Raw genomic sequence first — 21,926 nt, 5'->3', positions numbered from 1 at the left:
CGAAGGGCACTGCCATGCTGCGTTCGATCAAGTACCTCGCCGCACCCGCCGCCGTGCTGGCCGCCGCGGCCCTGCTCACCGCCGCCCCGGCCGGGGCGCACGCCCCCGAGACGGCCCGCCACGCGATGCACGCCCACGGCGGCGTCCCGGCCGCCACCGGCGGCAACCTCGCCTACGGCGGCGGGCCGGTCGTCACCGATCCGAAGATCTACATCGTCTACTGGGGCAGCCAGTGGGGCACCGGCTCCACCATCACCAACGACCCCTCGGGCCTCGCCCCGCTGCAGCTCTCCTTCTTCCAGCACGCCTACGGCAGCGGTGACACCTGGTCCAACTCCGTCACCCAGTACTGCCAGGGCGTGGCGGTCGGCACCACCCAGTGCAACGGCGTCGGCACCGCCGTCGGCCACCCCGCGGCCAACCCCGTCGCGGGCACCTGGCTGGACAGCGGCGTGAAGGCGCCCAACCGCCCCGGCCAGTCGGCGATCGCCGCCGAGGCCGTCCGGGCCGCCGCGCACTTCGGCGTCTCGGGCGACAACGTGGAGATCATCGTGGACGTGCCGCACGGCATCGTCCCGCAGGGCTTCAAGACGCAGTACTGCGCCTGGCACGACCACACCACGGCCTCCGGCGGCGGCGACCTGCCGTACACCAACATGCCGTACGTGCCGGACGCGGGCAGCGGCTGCGGCGCCGGCTTCGTCTCCGGCGGCGGCATCAACACCGCCAACGAGGGCGTCACCATCGTCGGCGGCCACGAGTACGCCGAGACCGTCACCGACCCGGCCCCCAGCAGCGGCTGGCTCGACTCCGCCGGGGCCGAGAACGGCGACAAGTGCGCCTGGATCTCGAGCGGCCAGGGCGCCTCGACGGTGGTCGGGATGAACGGCGCCAACTTCGCGGTCCAGTCGCTGTGGAGCAACAACTTCAACGGCGGCGCGGGCGGCTGCGTGAGCTCCTACGTCAGCGCCTCCAACCAGCACTGAGCCCGAACCGGGGGCGTGCGGCAGAGCCCGTACGCCCCCGGCCCACCGCGGAAGGCCGAACGTGCGACGAACCCTCCTCCCGCTGCTCCTGCTGCTGGCCGCCTGCGCCGCACCCGCCGCGCCACCGCGGCCCGACTGCCAGGCCCCGCCCGAGCCGGTGGTGCCGCAGACCGCCGGGACCCTCGGCGAGCAGGACACCGGCCGGTACTGCCTGGCCCTCGGCGCCCAGCTCGGCGTCTTCCTGGCGGGGGACGCCACCGGCCGCTGGTCCTCCCCGGCCAGTTCGGACACCGCCGTGCTGGCCCCGGCGGGCACCTCCCGGCTGACCGCCCCGCTCGGCGTCACCCCGGGCGTCTTCCGGGCCGCCCGGCGCGGCACGGCCGAGCTCAGCAGCTCGCTCGGCGGACGGCGCTGGCAGGTGACGGTGGTGACGGGTTGACAGCTCCGACGGCCCGGCGTAGTCCGGAAGAAAAGGGGGGTCGACGAGAGGAGAGCGCCATGGCGCTCGGCGACCTCATCGGTCATGAAGAGGGCCAGATCGTCGTCCAGCGGGTGCTGCCAGGTGACCACGGCCTGCCGCCCACGGTGGAGAGCTCGTTCAAAGCCACGGGCACCCTGCTCGGTGTCGCGATCAACGACATCGGCACCTACGTCGGCCGGATGCGGGCGGACGGCACGCTGGACGGTGACGGCCAGGGCATTCTGATGAGCCCGACCGGCGACAGCGTCACCTGGCAGGGCAGGGGCGTCGGCAGCTTCGGCCCGGACGGATCGATCCGCTGGGTCGGCTCCCTCACCTACGTGTCGGCCTCACCGGCGTTCGCCGGCCTGCGTGGCATCGTCGGGCTGTTCGAGTGGACGACCACCCAGGACGGCGGCGCCTCGGGCGACATCCGGGCCTGGCAGTAGAGCAGTCTGCCGGGGCGGTACACCGGGGCGGCCCCGGCAGGACACAATGGGCTCCATGAACGAGCTCGCCCACCCGCACACCCGGTTCACCCCCACGGTCAAAAACCCGGACGGCCCCCGGGAGCTGGTCATCCTCGGCTCCACCGGTTCGATCGGCACCCAGGCCATCGACGTGGTGCTGCGCAACCCCGACCGGTTCAAGGTGGTCGCCCTCTCGGCGGCCGGGGGCAGGGTCGAGCTGCTGGCCGAGCAGGCGCTCACCCTCGGCGTGCACACCGTGGCCGTGGCCGACGAGGCCGCGCTGCCCGCGCTGCGCGAGGCGCTCGCCGCCAAGGCGGCCGGCCGCCCGCTGCCCGAGCTCCTCGCGGGCCCGGAGGCCGCCACCGAGCTGGCCCAGCTGGAGTGCCACTCGGTGCTCAACGGCATCACCGGCTCGATCGGGCTCGGCCCGACGCTGGCCGCGCTGCGCGCCGGGCGGGTGCTGGTGCTGGCCAACAAGGAGTCGCTGATCGTCGGCGGCCCGCTGGTCAAGGCGGTGGCCCGGCCGGGCCAGATCGTGCCGGTGGACTCCGAGCACGCCGCGCTCTTCCAGGCCCTGATGGGCGGCACCCGCGCCGAGGTTCGCAAGCTGGTGGTCACCGCCAGCGGCGGCCCCTTCCGGGGGCGGACCAGGAGCGAGCTGGCCGCCGTCACCGTCGAGGACGCGCTGGCCCACCCGACCTGGGCGATGGGCCCGGTGGTGACGGTCAACTCGGCCACCCTGGTTAACAAGGGCCTGGAGGTCATCGAGGCCCACCTGCTCTACGACATCCCCTTCGAGCGGATCGAGGTCGTGGTCCATCCGCAGTCCGTAGTCCACTCGATGGTGGAGTTCACGGACGGCTCGACGTTGGCCCAGGCCAGCCCGCCGGACATGCGGATGCCGATCGCGCTCGGCCTCGGCTGGCCCGAGCGGGTGCCGGACGCCGCGCCGGGCTGCGACTGGACCAAGGCCGCCACCTGGGAGTTCTTCCCGCTGGACGACGACGCCTTCCCCGCCGTGGCGCTGGCCCGCGAGGTGGGTACGCTCGGCGGGACGGCCCCGGCCGTGTTCAACGCCGCGAACGAGGAGTGCGTGGACGCGTTCCTCAAGGGCCACCTGGCCTTCACCGCGATCGTGGACACCGTCGCCAAGGTGGTCGCCGAGCACGGCACCCCCGCCTCGGGAACTTCGCTCACGGTGGAGGACGTCCTCCACGCGGAGGGCTGGGCCCGGGCGCGGGCACGCCAGCTCGCCGCGGGCTGAACCGGTAGGACCTAGGAGCGGGATGACGGAGGCAGAGCGGTGTCAACGGTGATGTGGGTGCTCGGCATCCTGCTCTTCGTGGTCGGGTTGCTGTTCTCGATCGCCTGGCACGAGCTCGGCCACCTCTCCACGGCCAAGCTCTTCGGCATCAGGGTGCCGCAGTACATGGTCGGCTTCGGGAAGACGATCTGGTCGCGCAGGAAGGGCGACACCGAGTACGGCATCAAGGCGATCCCGCTCGGCGGGTACATCCGGATGATCGGGATGTTCCCGCCGGGGGCGGACGGCCGGATAACCAAGCGCTCCAGCTCGCCCTGGCGCTCGATGATCGAGGACGCCCGGGAGGCCTCCTACGAGGAGCTGCAGGAGGGCGACGAGCACCGGCTCTTCTACACCCGCAAGCCCTGGAAGCGCGTCATCGTGATGTTCGCCGGGCCGTTCATGAACCTGGTGCTCTCGGTCGCGCTCTACCTGGTCTGGTTCATGGGCATCGGCCTGCAGACCTCGGTGCCCACCGTCTCCTCGGTCAGCGAGTGCGTCGTCCCGGCCTCGGCCGCCCGGGTGGACGTCTGCCCGGCGGGCGCGGAGAAGTCGCCGGCCAACAAGGCCGGCCTGCGGGCGGGAGACCGGATCGTCTCCTTCGGCGGGGACCAGATCTCCACCTACGCGCAGCTGCAGTCCGACATCCGCAAGTCGCCCGACAAGACGGTGACCATCGTGGTCGAGCGCCTCGGGCAGCAGCAGAACCTCACCGCCACGATCACCAGCAACACCGTCGCCGCCGTGGACAAGGACGGCCGCCCGGTCGACGGCAAGACCGTCAAGGCCGGCTTCCTGGGCTTCTCCCCGGCCACCGGGGTCAAGCACCTCAGCCTGGGCGAGAGCGCCACCCAGATGACCGACATGGCCAAGCACGGCATCTCCTCGCTGGCCGCCCTGCCCGGCAAGATCCCGGGCCTGTGGCACGCGATCGTCGGCCACGACCCGCGCCCGGCGGACTCGCCGATGGGCATGGTGGGTGCCGCCCGACTGGGTGGTGACGTCTTCGCGATGGACCTCCCGGCCACCGTGCAGCTCACCTTCATGGTCCAGCTGCTGGCCGGCATCAACCTCTCGCTCTTCCTGTTCAACATGCTGCCGCTGCTGCCGCTGGACGGCGGGCACATCGCCGGGGCGCTCTGGGAGTCGGTGCGCCGCCACACCGCCCGGCTGCTGCGCCGCACCGACCCGGGCCCGTTCGACGTGGCCAAGCTGATGCCGCTGGCGTACGTGGTGGCCGGGATCTTCATCTGCTTCACGGCACTGGTGATGGTCGCCGACATCGTCAACCCGGTGAAGATCAACTGACCCGAACGGGGAGGGCGGTCGGCCGAGTGTGCTCGGGCCACCGGGCGTGGCGTACCGTTGGAGGCCGGTCCGGCCGTCGTCGGCCGCCCGCTCCGGCCCGAGCCACCGGCCGGCCCACTCACCTCACCTGGGGAACCCTGCGCACATGACCGCGATCTCGCTCGGTATTCCGTCCCTGCCGCTCAAGCCGCTGGCCACCCGCCGGGTCTCCCGGCAGATCAAGGTCGGCAACGTCCTGGTCGGCGGCGACGCCCCCGTCTCCGTGCAGTCGATGACCACCACGGTGACGGCCGACGTCAACGCCACGCTGCAGCAGATCGCTCAGCTGACCGCCTCCGGCTGCCAGATCGTCCGCGTCGCGGTGCCGACGCAGGACGACGCGGACGCGCTGCCGATCATCGCCAAGAAGTCCGGCATCCCGGTGATCGCCGACATCCACTTCCAGCCGAAGTACGTCTTCGCCGCGATCGAGGCCGGCTGCGCCGCCGTCCGGGTGAACCCGGGCAACATCAAGCAGTTCGACGACAAGGTCGGCGAGATCGCCAAGGCCGCCAAGGACGCGGGCACCCCGATCCGGATCGGCGTCAACGCCGGTTCGCTCGACAAGCGCCTGCTCGAGAAGTACGGCCGGGCCACCCCCGAGGCGCTGGTCGAGTCCGCGCTGTGGGAGGCCTCGCTCTTCGAGGAGCACGACTTCCGCGACATCAAGATCTCGGTCAAGCACAACGACCCGGTCGTGATGATCAACGCCTACCGCCAGCTGGCCGCCGCCTGCGACTACCCGCTGCACCTGGGCGTCACCGAGGCCGGCCCGGCCTTCCAGGGCACCATCAAGTCGGCGGTCGCCTTCGGCGCGCTGCTCGCCGAGGGCATCGGTGACACCATCCGGGTGTCCCTGAGCGCTCCCCCCGCCGAGGAGATCAAGGTCGGCATCCAGATCCTGGAATCGCTGAACCTGCGCCAGCGCGGCCTGGAGATCGTCTCCTGCCCGTCCTGCGGCCGCGCCCAGGTGGACGTCTACAAGCTGGCCGAGGAGGTCACCGCCGGCCTCGAGGGCATGGAGGTGCCGCTGCGCGTCGCCGTCATGGGCTGCGTCGTCAACGGCCCCGGCGAGGCCCGCGAGGCCGACCTGGGCGTCGCCTCCGGCAACGGCAAGGGCCAGATCTTCGTCAAGGGCGAGGTCATCAAGACCGTCCCCGAGTCGAAGATCGTCGAGACCCTGATCGAGGAGGCGCTCAAGCTCGCCGAGGCGATGCAGGAGGAGGGCGTCGAGTCCGGCGCCCCCACGGTCGTGGCCGCGGGCTGACCGGATTTTCCGTGCGGGGCCGTCCGTGAACGGACGGCCCCGCACTCTTGCCCAGGGGGAGCGGCGGAGTAGGGTGCGGCGAGAGCTCTGATAGGTGAGGTGTCTGTGCTCGATCGAGGTGTGATGCTCCCCGGCCCGTTCCAGGTCGCGCGCGCCCTGGCCTCCACCCGGGTACTGGACGCCGCCGACCTGGCGGACACCCTGGAGGTGCTCCACCGGGATCCGGTCGCCAACGCCTTCGTCGCCACCCGGGTCGAGGCCGTCGGGCTCGACCCCTGGCGCCTGGGCGGCGAGATGTGGGGCTGGTTCGACGAGGACGGCCGCCTGGAGTCGCTCTGCTACGCGGGCGCCAACCTGGTGCTGGTGGGTGCCGGCCCGGAGGCCGTCCGGGCCTTCGCCGAGCGGGCCCGCCGCCAGGGCCGCCGCTGCTCCTCGATCGTCGGCCCCGCCGAGCCCACCGCCGCGCTCTGGGCCCTGCTCGAGCGCAGCTGGGGCCCGGCCCGCGAGGTGCGGGCCCACCAACCGCTGATGTCCACCACCTCCCGGGCCACCGAGGTCGAACCCGATCCGCTGGTGCGGCGGGTCCGCCGCAACGAGGTGGAGGCCGTGATGCCCGCCTGCGTCGCGATGTTCACCGAGGAGGTCGGCATCTCCCCGCTGGCCGGCGACGGCGGCCTGCTCTACCAGGCCCGGGTCGCCGAACTGGTCGGCGCCGGCCGCTCCTTCGCCCGCTTCGACGAGGCCGGCCAGGTGGTCTTCAAGGCCGAGATCGGTGCCGTCACCGCCGGAGCCTGCCAGATCCAGGGCGTCTGGGTCGCTCCCGAGTACCGCGGGCAGCGGCTCTCCGAAGCCGGCATGGCCGCCGTGCTCGATTTCGCGCTGGCCGACGTCGCTCCCGTCGTCTCGCTCTACGTCAACGACTTCAACATTCGCGCCCGCGCCGCCTACCGCCGGGTGGGCTTCCGTGAGGTGGGCGCGTTCATGAGCGTGCTGTTCTGAGACGGGCCGCCCGGAAGGATGAGTGGGCTTTCCTGCGGTTTCGCCGGTCCGGGAGGGTGCCCGGAGGAGTAACGTCCGGGGGCATGGAGCAGCTGACCGAGGTGACGATCGAGGCCATCGACCTCGCGGCCTGGGCGCCGTACGCCCTGGACGTGCAGGCGGTCGCCTTCGGGCTGACCCCGCAGGAGGTGGCGGTCCGCCTGCAGATCGTCGGGCGGCACGCCGTCCAGCCCGGCGTGCAGGCGTACGGCGCGCTGGCCGAGGGCAGGCTGGTCGGCTTCGGCTACGGCATGCCGAACCGGCGCGAGCACTGGTGGAGCACCGTGATCCAGCCGCACCTGGAGGCACAGGGCCACGGGGACTGGCTGGACGACGTCTTCGCCGTCACCGAGCTGCACGTGCTGCCCGAGTACCAGGGCCAGGGCCTGGGCACCCGGCTGATCCGCACCCTGTGCGAGGGCTCCGGCCGCCCGCGCAGCATCCTCTCCGCGATCGACGCCGAGACTCCCGCCCGCCGGCTCTACCGCTCGCTCGGCTACCGCGACCTGGCCCGCCCGGTCCGCTTCCCGAACACCGTGCGGCCGTACGCGGTGATGGGCGCGCACCTGCCGCTGATCGGCTCGCCCGTTCAGAGCCAGGCCGCGAACTCCAGGTAGAGCTCCCCGGCCCGCCGCTCGTCCGCCGCCAGGTGCCGCAGCCCGGTCTCGACCGCCCGGAACAGCGCCCAACCGCGCAGCCGCTCCGGGTCGACCTCGACCGACTCCGCCAGCTTCTGCAGCCGCCGCCGGGCCGCCGCCCGGGGCCCCGGCTGCCCGGCCAGGGTGTCGAGGCGGTCCTGGGCCAGCAGCGCCAGGTCGTAGGCCCGTTCGCCGAGCACCGGCCGTGGCGAGACCGCCAGCCACGGGGAGCGGTCGGCGGCCAGGACGTGGCCGTGGTGCAGGTCGCCGTGCAGCAGCAACTCCTCGGGCTGGTCGGCCAGCAGTCGCTCGGCCGCCGCCGCCGCCTCCTCGAAGAGCGCCTCGGCCTCGGCCCGGGCCGGGTTGGCCCGCAGTTCCGCCAGCCGGGCCGTCAGCTCCTCCGAGAGCCGGGGAATGCCGCCCTCAGCCCCGGGCGTCACCCACAGCTGCCGCAGCAGGCTGGCCGCCTCCAGCATCGCCTTCGGTTCGGCCAGCGAACGCAGCGGGATGTCGGCGTGCAGCCGCTCGAGCAGCAGCGCGTCCCCCTCCGCGCGCAGCAGTCGAACGGCGCCGTGCCCGTCCCACTGCCGCAGCGCAGCGGCCTCGCGGCCCGCGCTGCTCCGCAGCCGCAGCACCGCCGGCTCCCCGTCCGCCTGCCGCACCAAGGCGGTCGGCCCGCTCGCGACGCACACCCGCTCCAGGGTCAGCTCCCACCGGTCCAGCCACTCGTCCAGCATGGGAGCCTTCCTGATCATCAACGGTCACTTGCACTATCCAGGGGCGCGAGGAACGGCGCGGCCAACCACGCACTCTGCCGTACCGGCAGACGGTGGCTCACTTGCACTGTCCGGGGGCGCGGGGCTCTGCTCATTAACCGCGTGCGCGAAGCGGCAGGCTACGGGCCGCAGCGTGGCTGGTCGCGCAGTTCCTCGCGCCCCCGGCGGGCGCGGCCGCGCGTCAGGTGACTATGCCCGGGAGGGCCGGGAGTGCGCCGCCCCAGTGGCGGGCGCGGAAGGCGCTGTCGCGCAGGGCCTCCGCCGCCGTCTGCCGCAGGGGGCCGGTGGCGGCGCCGACCAGGTCGGCGTAGACCGCCGTCAGCTGGGCCTCGATGTGGACCGCCAGGTCGGCCGCCGTGGCGGGGCTGGTGACGGCCGTCGGAAGGCGGTAGCCGGCCGCCGCGGCCGTCGGCGTGGCGCCGCTGTCGGCCAGCATCCGCTGCCACGCGTCACGCCGCGCCTGGTGCGCCGCGTACGAGGCGTGCCCGTCCTCCCGCTGCGCCCCGGCGGGCAGGTGACCGCCGATCACCCCGTAGCCGTACACGGCGGCGTGCTCCGCCGCCAGCGCGCTCTGCAGCGCCGCACCGGCCCCGGAGGCCCCGGGAGTCTTCGAAGCCGAGGCGGAGGCGGAAGGCGAAGCGGTGCCGCTCTTCGGCGCGTTGACCGCGCCGTTGTCGCCGAGCGCGGCGGCGTGCAGCGCGTCCGAGGCGGCGACGGCGGCGAGCAGCTTGGCGAGCGTGGGGGAGGCGGCGTCGAGGTCGGCCAGCCGGGCCTCGGCGGTGGTCCGCTCCAACGCGGCCAGCGCCGCCACCGAGGAGACGGCGGAGGTGGCGGAGGCCGAGACCGAGACCGAGGGGGAGGCCGTCGGGAGCCCGGCGGCCAGCGCGGTGCGGTGCGCGACGACCTCCTCGCGCTGGGTCTTCAGCAGCTCGGCCTGGGCCCCGCCGGCCTGGACGGCGTCGTACCCGGCGAGCAGGGCGTCGGTGGCGGCGACAGCGCGGACCCGCAGCGGCAGGTCCGGGTCGGACTTGCCCTTGCCGCCTGGTCCGCCGCTGTCGCCGGAGCAGCCGCTGGCCGTCAGTGCGGCGGTGAGCACGCCGAGGGCCAGGAAGGTCCGCCGGTTGGGCGACAGCATCGAACGCTCCCGAGTGAGTGGTGGGGGTCTGCGGGAAGGCAGGAGCCTTCGGCCCCCACCGCCCGTGCATCATTTCAGAAAGCCCCGTCAGCACCCCGCGCCGGGCCCGCCGTGTGTCCGACTTGCGTGGAATCGGCGGTTGGGCGGCCGACCGGTTAGGATTTCCGCCGAGCCGTCGTGACCTGGGTGCGCCCCGGGTGGCGGCCCCGTAGTTCTTGAGCACAGCCTTCCGACAACAGCACACGCGGCCGAGGAGTCACCCGGATGAGCACCAACCCCACCGACCGGTTGCGCGAATTGCTGGAGCCCCTGGCCGTCGAGGCCGGGCTCGACCTGGAGGACGTGAAGGTCACCCAGCAGGGCAGCCGTCGCCAGGTGCAGATCGACGTGGACGCCGACGGCGGGGTGGACCTGGACGCGGTCGCCGACTTCAGCCACCTGGTGAGCCAGGCGCTGGACGAATCCAACCTGATGGGCGAGGCCCCGTACGTGCTGGAGGTCGGCTCGCCGGGCGCCGAGCGCCCGCTGGCGCTGCCGCGGCACTGGGCCCGGGCGGAGGGCCGGCTGGCCAAGATCCACCTGGTGGACGGCGGCGAGCTCGTCGCCCGGGTGCTGGAGAGCGACGAGGACGGCGCGCTGGTCGAGGTGCAGCCGGTGAAGGGCCGCGGCAAGCCGAAGGAGCGCCGCCTGGAGTTCACCGAGGTGGCCCGGGCCCGGGTGCAGGTCGAGTTCAACCGCAAGGAAGACGAGCACATCCTCGACGCCGCCGAGGACATCGTCGACGACGCCTCCGACGAAGACGATGAGTGACGCACCAATGATCAACTGCACGAAGAAGACGAAGGAAGAGGAGGCGTAGCCGTGGACATCGACATGAGCGCCCTGCGTGGGCTGGTCACCGAGAAGAACATTCCGTTCGAGCTGCTGGTCGAGTCGATCGAGTCGGCCCTCCTCATCGCGTACCACCGCACCGAGGGCTCGCGTCGCCGCGCCCGGGTCGAGCTGAACCGCAAGAGCGGTCACGTGACGGTCTGGGCGCTGGAGGACGCCGCCGAGCTGGAGGAGGGCGTCGAGCCCAAGGAGTTCGACGACACCCCGAGCGGCTTCGGCCGGATCGCCGCCTCGACGGCCAAGCAGGTCATCCTGCAGCGCCTGCGCGACGCCGCGGACGACCAGACCTTCGGCGAGTACGCGGGCAAGGAGGGCGACATCGTCACCGGTGTCGTCCAGCAGGGCAACGACCCGAAGAACATCCTGGTCGACATCGGCAAGCTGGAGGCCATCCTCCCGCCGCAGGAGCAGGTGCCCGGCGAGGACTACCGGCACGGCACCCGCCTGCGCTGCTACGTGGTGGCCGTGCGCCGCGGCGTCCGCGGCGCCTCGGTGACGCTGTCCCGTACGCACCCCAACCTGGTGAAGAAGCTCTTCGCCCTGGAGGTGCCGGAGATCGCCGACGGCTCGGTCGAGATCGCCTCGATCGCCCGTGAGGCCGGCCACCGCACCAAGATCGCCGTGTGGTCCCGCCGTCAGGGCCTGAACGCCAAGGGCGCCTGCATCGGCCCGATGGGCGGCCGGGTGCGCAACGTGATGGCCGAGCTGCACGGCGAGAAGATCGACATCGTCGACTGGTCGGAGGACCCGGCCGAGATGGTCGCCGCCGCACTGTCCCCCGCGCGGGTGACGAAGGTGGAGATCGTGGACTACGCCCAGCGCTCCGCCCGGGTGATCGTGCCGGACTACCAGCTCTCGCTGGCGATCGGCAAGGAGGGCCAGAACGCCCGCCTGGCCGCCCGCCTGACCGGCTGGCGGATCGACATCCGGCCCGACACCGAGCCCGCCGACGGCGGCCCGGCCGAGGCCTCCGCCGACGCGTAAGCAGTCCGTGCGCCGCCCTGCCGGGACATACGGGGCGGCGCCAGGTCCCTTCGGAGGGGTAGACTTGAGGTTGTCTGGCCGGACGCATGTCCGAGCATGCCCGGAACGCACCTGCGTGGGCTGCCGCAAGCGCGCGGCCAAGCACCAGCTGTTGCGTGTCGTGGCGGTCGAGGGCGAATGCGTCCCCGACTCTCGCGGCGCACTGCCTGGCCGGGGCGCACATCTGCACCCCGACTTGGCCTGTCTCGACCTCGCGGTACGCCGACGGGCGTTCCCCAGGGCCTTCCGGCTCCAGGGCGCACCACTCGGCACGGACCAGCTCCGTACGTACCTGGAGGAGCGGGCAGGCGGCACCCCGGCGCTCCGAGCACCTCTCAGGCGCGCAGCACCACCGTAGAAGACAGCTCGGCTCGCGCATCGTCGCGCGCCGCGCGCCACATCAAATACCTCGCGAGTTGGAAGTAGGTCGAGATTGCGATGAGCACCCCTCGATGAGTACGCGATGAGTACGCGATGGGTTCGCCCATGAAGTAGCGACAGTCCGGCGGACGATTGCCCCGGACTCATAGACAGGAGTGAAGTGGCTAAGGTCCGGGTTTACGAGCTCGCCAAGGAGCTTGGTTTGGAGAGCAAGGCCGTCATGGCCAAGCTCACCGAGCTGGGTGAGTTCGTCCGTTCGGCGTCCTCGACGATCGAGGCGCCGGTCGTGCGCAAGTTGACTGACGCTCTGGGAGTGGCCCCTACGGGTGGTTCCGCTGCCAAGCCTGGCCCGCGGAAGCCCGCGGCGCCCCAGCCCACCGGTGCTGCCGGTGGTGCCTCCGCACCCAAGCCGGGTGCCCCCACCCCGGGTCCGCGCCCCGCCGCGACCCCGGGTCCCCGTCCCACCCCGGCCGCAGGCCCGGCCCCGGTGGCGCCCGCCGCTGCGGCTCCCGCCGCTCCGGCCGCGCCCGCCGCGCCGAAGCCGACCGTGACCCCGGGCCCGCGCCCGGCGGCCCGTCCGGCTGCCCCGGCTGCTCCGGCGGCCGAGTTCTCCTCCCCGGCCCCGGCCGGCGAGGCCCCCGCGCGTCCGGCCACCCCGCCGGCCCGTCCGGCCGCTGCCGCGCCGGGCTCCGGCGCCCGTCCGGGCCCGCGCCCGGCCGGCCCGCGTCCGGGTAACAACCCCTTCACCTCGGGCAGTGCGACCGGCATGGGCCGCCCCGGCGACCGTCGTCCGGCCGCCCCGGGTGCCGCGCGTCCGGGTGCCGGTGCCCCCGGTGCCGGTGCTCCCCGTCCGGGTGGCGACCGTCCGCGTCCCGCCGGTGCTCCCGGTGCCGGTGCGCCGCGTCCCGGTGGCGACCGTCCGCGTCCCGCCGGTGCTCCCGGTGCCGGTGCGCCGCGTCCCGGTGGCGACCGTCCGCGTCCCGCCGGTGCCCCCGGTGCCGGTGCCCCGCGTCCGGGTGGCCCCGGCGCTCCGCGTCCCGACGGGATGCCCCGTCCGGCCGGCCCGCGCCCCGGTGGCCCGAGCCCGTCCGGCATGCCGCGCCCGAACCCGGGCATGATGCCGCAGCGTCCCGCTCCGGGTGCCGGCCCGCGTCCGGGCCCCGGCGGCCGTGGCCCCGGCGGCCCCGGCGGCCGTCCCGGTGGTCCGGGTGCCGGTGGCGCCCGTCCGGGCTTCGCCGGTCGTCCGGCCGGTCCGGGCTCGCGTCCGGCCGGTGGCGGCGGCTTCGGCGGCCCCCGCCCGGGTGGCGGTGCCGGTGGCGGCGGCGGCTTCGGCGGCCCGCGTCCCGGTGGTTTCGGCGGCCGTCCCGGCGGCCCGGGTGCCCGTGGTGGCACGCAGGGTGCCTTCGGTCGTGGCCCGGGCGGTCGCCCGGCCCGTGGCCGCAAGTCGAAGCGTCAGCGTCGCCAGGAGTACGAGGCCATGCAGGCCCCGTCCGTGGGCGGTGTGATGCTGCCTCGCGGCAACGGACAGACCGTCCGCCTGTCGCGTGGCGCCTCGCTGATGGACTTCGCGGAGAAGATCAACGCCAACCCGGCCGCGCTCGTCTCGGTGATGTTCAACCTCGGCGAGATGGTCACCGCCACCCAGTCGGTCTCCGACGCGACCCTCGAGCTGCTGGCCGGCGAGATGGGCTTCGTCCTGGAGATCGTCAGCCGTGACGACGAGGACCGCGAGCTGCTCGAGTCGTTCGACATCGACTTCGGCGCCGACGAGGGCGACGAGGAGATGCTGGTGGCCCGTCCGCCGGTCGTCACCGTCATGGGTCACGTCGACCACGGTAAGACCCGCCTGCTCGACGCCATCCGCAAGTCCAACGTGGTGGCGGGCGAGGCCGGTGGCATCACCCAGCACATCGGTGCCTACCAGGTGTCGGCGGTCGTGAACGGCGAAGAGCGCCCGATCACCTTCCTCGACACCCCGGGTCACGAGGCGTTCTCCGCCATGCGTGCCCGTGGTGCCAAGTCCACCGACATCGCGATCCTGGTGGTCGCGGCCAACGACGGTGTCATGCCGCAGACGGTCGAGGCGCTCAACCACGCCAAGGCCGCGGGTGTGCCGATCGTGGTCGCCGTCAACAAGATCGACGTCGAGGGCGCCGACCCGACCAAGGTCCGCGGTCAGCTGACCGAGTTCGGCCTGGTGGCCGAGGAGTACGGCGGCGACACCATGTTCGTCGACATCTCCGCGCGCCAGGGTCTGCACATCGACCAGCTGCTCGAGGCGGTCGTCCTGACCGCCGACGCCTCGCTCGACCTGCGGGCCAACCCGGAGCAGGACGCGCAGGGTATTGCGATCGAAGCCCACCTCGACAAGGGCCGCGGCGCCATGGCGACCGTCCTCGTCCAGCGCGGTACCCTCCGCGTCGGTGACTCGATCGTCGTCGGTGACGCCTACGGCCGCGTCCGCGCGATGCTCGACGAGAACGGCAACAACCTGGAAGAGGCGGGTCCGTCCCGTCCGGTCCTGCTGCTCGGTCTGACCTCGGTGCCCCGCGCCGGCGACAGCTTCATCGTCGTCGACGAGGACCGCACCGCCCGCCAGATCGCCGAGAAGCGCTCGGCCCGCGACCGCAACGCCGCCTTCGCGCAGCGTCGGGTCCGGATCTCCCTCGAGGACCTGGACAAGGCGATCGCCGCCGGCTCCATCGAGCAGCTCAACCTCATCATCAAGGGTGACGTCTCCGGTTCCGTGGAGGCCCTTGAGGACGCCCTCGTCAAGCTGGACGTGGGCGAGGAGGTCGAGCTCCGGGTCCTGCACCGCGGTGTGGGTGCCATCACCGAGTCCGACGTGGACCTGGCGATGGGCTCGGACGCCATCATCATCGGCTTCAACGTGCGCGCCGAAGGCCGCGCCCGTACCGCGGCCGAGAAGGAAGGCGTGGACGTCCGGTACTACTCGGTCATCTACCAGGCGATCGAGGAGATCGAGGCGGCGCTCAAGGGCCTGCTCAAGCCCGAGTACGAGGAGGTGCGCCTCGGCTCCGCGGAGATCCGCGAGGTCTTCCGCTCCTCCAAGTTCGGCAACATCGCGGGTGTCATCGTCCGCGAGGGCCTGCTGCGCCGCAACGCCAAGGCCCGCCTCATCCGCGACGGCAAGGTCGTCACGGAGAACCTCACCATCGAGGGTCTGCGTCGTTTCAAGGACGACGCGACCGAGGTGCGCGAGGGCTTCGAGGCCGGTGTCACCCTCGGTTCGTTCAACGACATCAAGGTCGAGGACGTCATCGAGACCTACGAGATGCGCGAGAAGCCGCGCTCGTAACGGTGTGAGATCCGGGGCCGGTCGACGGGTGCTTAACCCGTCGACCGGCCCCGGTCTCGCTGTGTAGGGTCCAGCTACCGAGACCCTTCGAGGCCTTCAGGTCGGCGAGACCTGTCACACATGTTCGTAGGAACACTCACCTTCGACCTGCTCCTCGGCGACGTGCACTCGCTGAAGGAGAAGCGTTCGATCGTGCGGCCCATCGTGGCCGAGCTGCAGCGCAAGTACAGCGTGTGCGCAGCGGAAGTCGGGAACCAGGATCTGCACCGCAGGGCCGAGATCGGCCTGGCGGTGGTGTCCGGCGACGCCGGGTACGTGACCGAGATCCTGGACAGCTGTGAGCGGCTCGTCGCCGGCCGCCCCGAGGTGCAGTTGCTCTCCGCGAGGAGGCGCTGCCACGGCGACGATGATTGAGAGCGGGGGCGGTGGTGGTACGTCACCACCGTCACACCGACGAGGACCGACAGCGCCCACAAGGCTGGGCGCGGGCAGGTATTTTGGGGCGTGGGCCCCACCGGGCGTCGATTCGGCCCGGGTACCGCGCTCACTGCACGAGGAGGCAACGTGACCGACACCGCAAGGGCGCGCAAGCTCGCCGACCGTATCAAGGTGGTCGTGGCCGAGACCCTGCAACGGCGGGTCAAGGACCCGCGCCTGGGCTACGTCACCATCACCGACACCCGGGTCACCGGTGACCTTCGCGAGGCCACCGTCTTCTACACCGTCTACGGTGACGAGCTCGAGCGTGCGGCCTCGGCCGCCGCGCTGGAGAGCGCCAAGGGCGTGCTCCGCTCCGAGGTCGGCAAGCAGACCGGGGTGCGCTTCACCCCGACGCTGACCTTCGTGGCCGACGCCCTGCCGGACAACGCGAAGAACATCGACGACCTGCTGGACAAGGCGCGGCTCTCCGACGCCGCCGTCCGCACGGCCGCCGCCGGGGCGACGTACGCCGGGGACGCGGACCCGTACCGCAGCCCCAAGGCTGACGACGAGGACGAGTAAGCATGACCGCGGAGCCGGCCCGAGCCGGCCAGGGGGCGCCCACCACCGACACGGTGGAGGGCGCCCTCGCGGTGCTTCCGGGGCCTCGCACGCAGTCACCGAGCGGTCTCGAGCTGGAGTGGCAGCGCGTCGTCGCGCTGATCGGCTCCGCCTCCTCGATCGACCTGATCTGCCACATCAACCCGGACGGTGACGCCCTCGGCTCGGCGCTGGCCGCCGGTCTCGCGCTGCGCTCGCTCGGGCGCGAGGTGCGGGTCTCCTTCGGGGACGATCCGCAGATCGTGCCGGAGTCGCTCTCCTTCCTGCCCGGCCAGGAGCTGATCGTGCCGGCCGCCGAGGTGCCGGACGCCCCTGAGCTGGCACTCTGCTTCGACGTGGCCGCCGAGTCCCGACTCGGGCTGCTGCACGCCAAGGCCTTCGCGGCGAAGGCGATGGTCGTCATCGACCACCACGCCTCCAACCCCGGCTTCGGCACCCACCGGCTGATCGACCCCGGCGCCCCGGCCACCGCGGTGCTGGTCGACGAGCTGCTCCGGCGGCTCGGCGTCCCGCTGGACCAGGCGCTGGCCACCTGCCTCTACACCGGCGTGGCCACCGACACCGGCTCCTTCAAGTACGCGGCCACCACCCCGGCCACCCACGAACTCGCCGGGCGGCTGCTGGCCACCGGCATCCGGCACGACCTGATCTCCCGCCAGCTCTGGGACACCTCCTCCTTCGGCTACCTCAAGGTGCTCGCCGCCGCGCTGGACCGCGCGGTCTACGAGCCGGCGGCGGCCGGCGGCCACGGCCTGGTGTGGACCTGGGTGCCGTACCAGGACCTGGCCCTGTTCGGCGTCACGGTCGAGGAGATCGAGGGGCTGATCGACGTCCTGCGGCGCCCCGCCGAGGCCGAGGTGGCCCTGGTCCTCAAGCAGGACCCGGACGGGACGCTGCGCGGCTCCTGCCGGGCCAAGGGCGCGGTGGACGTCGCGGCGGCCTGCGCCGAGCTCGGCGGGGGCGGTCACAGGTTCGCGGCCGGGTTCTCCGCGCGGGAGGAGGTGCCGGTGGTGGTGCGGCGCTTCCGGTCCGCGCTGTTGTCCAACATCTGCACGGAAAGTACTGATGAAGCGTAAGGGCACGGGGCCGGACGGCCTGGTCATCGTCGACAAGCCGGAGGGCATCACCTCGCACGGGGTGGTGGCGAAGATCCGTTGGCTGGCCGGCACCCGGAAGGTCGGCCACGCGGGGACTCTCGACCCGATGGCGACGGGCGTACTGGTCATCGGCGTCGAGCGGGCCACCCGGCTGCTCGGGCACCTGATGCTCACGGCCAAGACCTACGAGGCGACGATCCGCCTCGGGCAGGACACCGTGACGGACGACCGCGAGGGGGAGGTCACCTCCGCCACGGACGCGTCGGGCGTCGAGCGGGCGGCGATCGACGCCGGGATCGCGAAGCTGACCGGCGAGATCATGCAGGTGCCGTCGAAGGTCAGCGCGATCAAGATCGACGGCAAGCGGTCGTACTCGCGGGTCCGCGAGGGCGAGGACTTCGAGATCCCGGCGCGGGCGACCACGGTCCACTCCTTCGTGGTCCACGACGAGCGGCGGGCCGTCGCGGAGGACGGCACCCCGGTGGTCGACCTGGACGTCACGGTGGAGTGTTCCTCCGGCACGTACATCCGGGCCCTGGCCCGCGACCTGGGCGCCGACCTCGGCGTCGGCGGCCACCTGACCGCACTGCGGCGGACGAAGGTCGGGCCGTACGAGGTGCAGTCGGCGCGGACGCTGGAGCAGCTCGAGGAGAAATTGGAGGTCCTCCCGATCGCGGAGGCCGCCGCGGCGGCGTTCCCCCGGTGGGACATCGATGCGGAGCAGGCGAAGCTGCTGTCGAACGGCATGCGGCTGCCCGCGCCCGGGCTGGGCGTGGACGGCCCGATCGCGGTCTTCGACCCGGAGGGCAGGTTCCTGGCCCTGATCGAGGAGAGCGGCGGCAAGGCGAAGCCGGTAGCCGTCTTCGTCGGCTGAGCCGCCCGGCACCCCCAGGGGCAGAACCCTCCGGGGCAGCACCCTCAGGGGCGCGGGGAACGGCGCGGCCAGCAGAAGGCGCCGCCGCCACCTGTGAGCTCCAGGGCACTTGCACTATCCAGGGGCGCGAGGAACTGCGCGAGAGCGGAAGGCGACGACCTGTCGTCTTCCGACTTCGCGCAGTTCCTCGCGCCCCTCAGCGTTTGCAACTGGCTCACTGCGCGAACCGTTGGGTCGGCTTCTTCCGACTTCGCGCAGTTCCTCGCGCCCCTGGGCGTCTGCAACTGGCTCGCTGTCGGAGTCAGCCACTCGGCTTCTTCCGCTCTCGCGCGGTTCCTCGCGCCCCTGGACAGTGCAACTTTCACTCTGACGAGTGAGTAGGAGTGTGCCTCGCTGGAGGGTGAGGGCAGGCTCCCCGGCGGCAGGTGAGACGGGGAGGCGGGTGGCATGGGCCTCGCGGTGGTGCGGGTGTGTGATCCGGAGGGGCGGACCAGGGGGCTGGGGTTCGTCGCCGACCTGTCGGGGGCGGTGGTCACGGCGCACGAAGCGGTGGCCGGCCTGAGCCGGGTGGTGCTGCACCTGCCCGGGGGTCAGACCCGGGTGCTGGGGGAGAGCGCCGTCGAAGCCTGGCCCGAGTACGGGCTGGCGGTGCTGCGGATGGCCGGGGTGGGCGGGCTGCCGGTGCCGCCGCTGCCGGTGGCCACCGGTGCGCCGGGGCAGCTGGTGGCCGTGCCGTACCTGCGGCCCGGCTCGGTGGAGCCGGCCCTGAGCCAGGGCGGGGTGCTCGCGGCGGGGCCGGCCGTCTACCCGTGGCGGGAGAGCTTCCACCTGGTGGAGGCCGCACTGCTGCTCGACCTGCCGCAGCTGGCGGCGGCGCCGACCCCCGGGGCCCCGGTGCTGGACGCCGAGACGGGAGCGGTGCTCGCCGTCGTCACGCCGGGCCTGCGCAGCGGCCACGAGCAGGGTGTGCCGGCGGTGCCGCTGCACGGCGAGGGCCTGGCGGAGCTGCTGGCCCGCAACGCCGCGACCGTCCCCGCGTACGGGAGGGCGCTCAACCTCGGCGGGGTGCTGCAGCTGGCCTCGGTGCAGCTCGGTTCGGTGAGCGCCGGGCCGGGCCGGATCACCGATCTCGCGGCCGACCGGGTGGACCGCCCGGACGGCCTGACCGGCGAGGAGCCGCAGTGCGCCGTGACGGCGCTGGTCGGCGCGGCGGGCAGCGGCCGGACCACCGAGCTGGCGGCGCTCACCGTACGGCGGGCCGGCGGCCCGCAGCCGCTGCCGACGCTCTGGCTGCGCGGCGCCGAGCTGGCCGCCACCGACGGCTCGCCCGCCCCGGCGGTGGCCCGCGAGCTGGCCCGGGCGGCGGCGCTGCTCGAGGTGGCGGTCCCGGAGCCCGAGGAGGTGGCCCTGCTCTGCGCGGCGGCGGGCCGGCCGCTGCTGGTGGTGCTCGACGCGCCCGAGGAGGCTCAGGCGGCCCTGTCCGACCGCTGGCTGGCCGCCTGCCGGGACTGGCTGGCGCGGACCGGCGCCCGGCTGCTGCTGGCCTGCCGCCCGGAGGAGTGGGAGCGGCTGGCCCCGGCGCTGCCTCAGGCGCGGCCGCACGGCCTGGGCCCGCTGCCCGCCGAGGCCGCCGACCGGGCCGCCCGGCGGTACGGGCTGCCGGGGGGCTGGCTGGGCCCGGCGGAGGCGGCGCACCCGCTGGCGCTGCGGATCGCCGGTGAGCTGCACGGGGACGGCGTGCGGGGGCCCGCCCCCGGGCTGGGGGAGCTGTTCGCGGCGTACTTCGACCTGGGCTGCCTGCGGGTGGCCCGGCGGCTGGCCGCCGGGGCGCAGGTCCGGCCGCCCGGGGCGCACCGGCGGGGCGCGGCGCGGCCGGCGGGGGAGCGGCCGGGGCGGGTGCGGCGGCTGGCGGCGGTGGTGGCCGGCCGGCTGCACGAGGCCGCCCGGGTGATGCTGGCCGTCGGCCACGGCGGGCTGAGCCGGGCCGCCTTCGAGGCGCTCTTCCCCGAGGCGGGCGGCTGGGCCCGGGCCGTCCTGGCCGAGGGAGTGTTCGTCCCGGCGGGCGACGGTTACCGGCTGGCCCACGAGGAGTTCGCCGAGTGGCTGCAGGGCCTGCACCTGGACCTCGAGGGCGCCCTGCGGCTGCTCCTGGCGGAGCCGGTGGCCGAGGACCGCGCGGGGGAGGACCGGGCCCAGGCGCCTGACCGTACCGCCGAGGGTGCCCGCCGGGGGGCGTCGGGTGCGGGCGCCGACCCCGGGCACGGGGTGCCGCGGCACCGGGTCGGGCCGGTGGTGGCGGGGCTGCGGCGGGCCGGGCGGGACACCCCGGCGCTCGACCTGTGGCTGCGCCGGGTGTGGCGGGGGCTGGCGGCGGCCGCGCCAGGGAGCGAGGAGGAGTGGTGGGCCGGGCGGGTGCTCGCCACCGTCCTGGCGCAGCTGCCGGAGCCCGGCGAGCACCGGGAGCTGCTCGAGCTGCTCGCCGGCCGGGGCGAGCGCGCCGGGGAGTTCGGCCCGGCCTTCTGGGCCGCGCTGCCGCTCGGCCTTGAGCTGCGGCTGGACCTGCTGCGGCGCCTGGTGCGCACCGACGGCCCGGCCCAGAGCTTCCGCACCGCCACCGCCGAACTGCTGGTGGCCGACCCGCAGGCCGTCCTCCCGCTGCTGTGCGCCTGGTTCGAGGACGACAGCCGCCCGGCTGCCCTCCCCGGGGCCACCGTCGCCGACCTGGCGCACGACCTGCTGTACGCGCACCGCAGCCTGGCGCTGGACAACCTGACGGAGTGCCTGGTGGCTGCCGCCCATCCGCGAGCCGACGCGCTGCTCTCGCTGCTGGCCGTCGAGGAGCCCTCCGCGCTCTGCCGCGCGGTGGACCGCTGGAGCCACGACCCCCGCCCCGAGCGGCACGTCGCGGCGGCCGTGCACGCGCTGCGCGCGGCCCCGTACGCGACCGGTCCGGGGCCCGGGCTGCTGCGGTTCGCCGCCGCCAGCCTGCTCGCCCGGGAGGGCGAACCCGCCCTGCACGGGGCCGCGTTGGCGCTGCTGGTGCGCTATCCGCAGACTCGGGCCCAGCACCTGGAGCGGGCGCTCGCGGCCTACCGCGCGGACGACCCGTTCGTCACCGCCGAGGTGCTCGCCCCGGCGCTGGCGGCCCAGCCGCAGCCGGTGCTGGCCGCCCTGCGCGCCCGGCTGGCCGAGCCGGGCGCGGCCGTCGCCGAGGCGCTGCGCCTGCTGGCCGAGACGGCCGACCCGGCCACCGCCCGCCAGGGCCAGGTGCTGGCCGCCGAGCTGCTGCGGGAGCACCCCGAGTGGGCCGGTCAGCTCGCCGACTACCTGGACCGGCTGCTGGCCCGCGGTCAGCGCGGCACCGCGCTGCTGGCCGAGCTGCGCCGCCGCCCGCCGGCGGTGCGCCGGCTGTTCGCCGTCCGGCTCGCCCTGCCGGGCGGCGCGGGCCGGGCCGCGGCCCTGGACGCCCTGCTGATCGGCGAGCGGGAGGAGTCGGTGCTGCTGGCCGTGCTGGAGCGCACCGCCGAGACCTGTGCGGAGCACGAGCCGCGCCGCGTAAGGGAGTTGGTGCGCAAGGCGGCCGCCGCCGGGCGGTCGCCCGAGCCGGAGCTGGTGCGCTGCGCGGGCCGTTCGGCGGCCTTCGCCCGGCTCCTGGCGGAGTGGCCGGAGACCGAACCGCCGCCTGCCGACGGGCCGCTGCTGGCCCGGATGCGCGCCCTGGTCGCCGAGGGCCGGGACCCGCAGTACGCCGCCGCCGAGGCCGAGCGCGCGGCGGGGGCCCTGCCTGTCCCGCGTCCGCCGCGCGCAGCAAGCCTTCCGGTGCCGAAGCCGGGACGGGCGCATGGCACGCTATAGGAGTTCAGGTAGGAGTGTTTGAGAA

At 73.8% G+C, this 21,926-nt stretch carries 19 protein-coding genes; 17 read left to right on the top strand and 2 right to left on the bottom strand.

Annotated features, from left to right (window positions below):
• Positions 1-14: 14 nt before the first annotated feature.
• The 8 genes from ABT095_RS28910 to ABT095_RS28875 all read left to right on the top strand — a co-directional run bounded on the left by ABT095_RS28910 (position 15) and on the right by ABT095_RS28875 (position 7,488).
• Positions 15-986 carry a hypothetical protein gene (locus ABT095_RS28910; RefSeq protein WP_350532480.1) on the top strand — a complete coding sequence of 324 codons (972 nt, stop codon included), beginning with the start codon at positions 15-17 and terminating at the stop codon, positions 984-986.
• Positions 987-1,047: 61 nt separating this feature from the next.
• Entirely contained in the window at positions 1,048-1,425 is a 378-nt protein-coding gene (locus ABT095_RS28905; RefSeq protein ID WP_350532479.1) for a hypothetical protein, read from the top strand.
• A gap of 59 nt (positions 1,426-1,484) precedes the next feature.
• The gene (locus ABT095_RS28900; RefSeq protein ID WP_350532478.1) at positions 1,485-1,895 is read left to right on the top strand and encodes a hypothetical protein; all 411 of its coding nucleotides are present in this window, start codon (positions 1,485-1,487) and stop codon (positions 1,893-1,895) included.
• Positions 1,896-1,941: 46 nt separating this feature from the next.
• A complete protein-coding gene (gene dxr, locus ABT095_RS28895; protein ID WP_502885042.1) occupies positions 1,942-3,180 on the top strand; it encodes a 1-deoxy-D-xylulose-5-phosphate reductoisomerase in 1,239 nt (412 codons plus the stop codon).
• A 39-nt stretch (positions 3,181-3,219) separates the two neighbouring features.
• Positions 3,220-4,527, top strand: a complete 1,308-nt coding sequence (locus ABT095_RS28890; protein ID WP_350532476.1) for a M50 family metallopeptidase — start codon at positions 3,220-3,222, stop codon at positions 4,525-4,527.
• Positions 4,528-4,672: 145 nt separating this feature from the next.
• Positions 4,673-5,833: a flavodoxin-dependent (E)-4-hydroxy-3-methylbut-2-enyl-diphosphate synthase gene (gene ispG, locus ABT095_RS28885; protein WP_350532475.1), complete on the top strand. Its 1,161-nt coding sequence runs from the start codon at positions 4,673-4,675 to the stop codon at positions 5,831-5,833.
• A gap of 123 nt (positions 5,834-5,956) precedes the next feature.
• A complete protein-coding gene (locus ABT095_RS28880) occupies positions 5,957-6,832 on the top strand; it encodes a GNAT family N-acetyltransferase (protein ID WP_350532497.1) in 876 nt (291 codons plus the stop codon).
• A gap of 83 nt (positions 6,833-6,915) precedes the next feature.
• A complete protein-coding gene (locus tag ABT095_RS28875) occupies positions 6,916-7,488 on the top strand; it encodes a GNAT family N-acetyltransferase (RefSeq protein ID WP_350532474.1) in 573 nt (190 codons plus the stop codon).
• Here the strand turns inward: ABT095_RS28875 and ABT095_RS28870 are convergent.
• The gene (locus ABT095_RS28870; protein WP_350532473.1) at positions 7,461-8,246 is read right to left on the bottom strand and encodes an aminoglycoside phosphotransferase family protein; all 786 of its coding nucleotides are present in this window, start codon (positions 8,244-8,246) and stop codon (positions 7,461-7,463) included. The genes ABT095_RS28875 and ABT095_RS28870 overlap by 28 nt on opposite strands.
• A 220-nt stretch (positions 8,247-8,466) precedes the next feature.
• A complete protein-coding gene (locus ABT095_RS28865) occupies positions 8,467-9,420 on the bottom strand; it encodes a ferritin-like domain-containing protein (RefSeq protein ID WP_350532472.1) in 954 nt (317 codons plus the stop codon).
• A gap of 264 nt (positions 9,421-9,684) precedes the next feature.
• Here ABT095_RS28865 and rimP point away from each other — a divergent pair, with 264 nt between their 5' ends.
• The 9 genes from rimP to ABT095_RS28820 all read left to right on the top strand — a co-directional run bounded on the left by rimP (position 9,685) and on the right by ABT095_RS28820 (position 21,901).
• Positions 9,685-10,230: a ribosome maturation factor RimP gene (gene rimP, locus ABT095_RS28860; RefSeq protein ID WP_350532471.1), complete on the top strand. Its 546-nt coding sequence runs from the start codon at positions 9,685-9,687 to the stop codon at positions 10,228-10,230.
• A 51-nt stretch (positions 10,231-10,281) separates the two neighbouring features.
• Positions 10,282-11,295, top strand: a complete 1,014-nt coding sequence (nusA, locus tag ABT095_RS28855) for a transcription termination factor NusA (protein ID WP_350532470.1) — start codon at positions 10,282-10,284, stop codon at positions 11,293-11,295.
• A gap of 70 nt (positions 11,296-11,365) precedes the next feature.
• The gene (locus ABT095_RS28850) at positions 11,366-11,692 is read left to right on the top strand and encodes a YlxR family protein (protein ID WP_350532496.1); all 327 of its coding nucleotides are present in this window, start codon (positions 11,366-11,368) and stop codon (positions 11,690-11,692) included.
• 183 nt (positions 11,693-11,875) lie between these two features.
• Positions 11,876-15,034 (top strand): translation initiation factor IF-2, encoded by a 3,159-nt coding sequence (gene infB / locus ABT095_RS28845; protein ID WP_350532469.1) that lies wholly within the window; start codon positions 11,876-11,878, stop codon positions 15,032-15,034.
• 120 nt (positions 15,035-15,154) lie between these two features.
• A complete protein-coding gene (locus tag ABT095_RS28840) occupies positions 15,155-15,448 on the top strand; it encodes a DUF503 domain-containing protein (protein WP_350532468.1) in 294 nt (97 codons plus the stop codon).
• A 150-nt stretch (positions 15,449-15,598) separates the two neighbouring features.
• The gene (gene rbfA / locus ABT095_RS28835; protein WP_350532467.1) at positions 15,599-16,036 is read left to right on the top strand and encodes a 30S ribosome-binding factor RbfA; all 438 of its coding nucleotides are present in this window, start codon (positions 15,599-15,601) and stop codon (positions 16,034-16,036) included.
• Positions 16,037-16,038: 2 nt separating this feature from the next.
• Complete coding sequence (locus tag ABT095_RS28830) at positions 16,039-17,151, top strand: DHH family phosphoesterase (RefSeq protein WP_350532466.1); 1,113 nt, start codon at positions 16,039-16,041, stop codon at positions 17,149-17,151.
• The gene (gene truB, locus ABT095_RS28825; RefSeq protein ID WP_350532465.1) at positions 17,141-18,046 is read left to right on the top strand and encodes a tRNA pseudouridine(55) synthase TruB; all 906 of its coding nucleotides are present in this window, start codon (positions 17,141-17,143) and stop codon (positions 18,044-18,046) included. The genes ABT095_RS28830 and truB overlap by 11 nt, the downstream gene beginning before the upstream one ends.
• 447 nt (positions 18,047-18,493) lie before the next feature.
• Entirely contained in the window at positions 18,494-21,901 is a 3,408-nt protein-coding gene (locus ABT095_RS28820) for a S1C family serine protease (protein WP_350532464.1), read from the top strand.
• Positions 21,902-21,926: the final 25 nt, after the last annotated feature.

It is taken from the genome of Kitasatospora sp. NPDC002227 (genome assembly GCF_040296285.1).
Lineage (GTDB): Bacteria > Actinomycetota > Actinomycetes > Streptomycetales > Streptomycetaceae > Kitasatospora.
Note: the sequence above shows the minus strand (reverse complement) of the source record. Positions and strands in the feature narration are given on the sequence as shown.

Excerpts from the sequence above, each read along its gene's own strand:
- ABT095_RS28910 (WP_350532480.1), top strand. The coding sequence starts at position 15 with ATGCTGCGTTCGATCAAGTACCTCGCCGCACCCGCCGCCGTGCTGGCC.
- ABT095_RS28900 (WP_350532478.1), top strand. The coding sequence starts at position 1,485 with ATGGCGCTCGGCGACCTCATCGGTCATGAAGAGGGCCAGATCGTCGTC.
- dxr (WP_502885042.1), top strand. The coding sequence starts at position 1,942 with ATGGGCTCCATGAACGAGCTCGCCCACCCGCACACCCGGTTCACCCCC.
- ispG (WP_350532475.1), top strand. The coding sequence starts at position 4,673 with ATGACCGCGATCTCGCTCGGTATTCCGTCCCTGCCGCTCAAGCCGCTG.
- ABT095_RS28880 (WP_350532497.1), top strand. The coding sequence starts at position 5,957 with ATGCTCCCCGGCCCGTTCCAGGTCGCGCGCGCCCTGGCCTCCACCCGG.
- ABT095_RS28875 (WP_350532474.1), top strand. The coding sequence starts at position 6,916 with ATGGAGCAGCTGACCGAGGTGACGATCGAGGCCATCGACCTCGCGGCC.
- ABT095_RS28870 (WP_350532473.1), bottom strand. The coding sequence starts at position 8,246 with ATGCTGGACGAGTGGCTGGACCGGTGGGAGCTGACCCTGGAGCGGGTG.
- ABT095_RS28865 (WP_350532472.1), bottom strand. The coding sequence starts at position 9,420 with ATGCTGTCGCCCAACCGGCGGACCTTCCTGGCCCTCGGCGTGCTCACC.
- rimP (WP_350532471.1), top strand. The coding sequence starts at position 9,685 with ATGAGCACCAACCCCACCGACCGGTTGCGCGAATTGCTGGAGCCCCTG.
- ABT095_RS28840 (WP_350532468.1), top strand. The coding sequence starts at position 15,155 with ATGTTCGTAGGAACACTCACCTTCGACCTGCTCCTCGGCGACGTGCAC.
- ABT095_RS28830 (WP_350532466.1), top strand. The coding sequence starts at position 16,039 with ATGACCGCGGAGCCGGCCCGAGCCGGCCAGGGGGCGCCCACCACCGAC.
- truB (WP_350532465.1), top strand. The coding sequence starts at position 17,141 with ATGAAGCGTAAGGGCACGGGGCCGGACGGCCTGGTCATCGTCGACAAG.
- ABT095_RS28820 (WP_350532464.1), top strand. The coding sequence starts at position 18,494 with ATGGGCCTCGCGGTGGTGCGGGTGTGTGATCCGGAGGGGCGGACCAGG.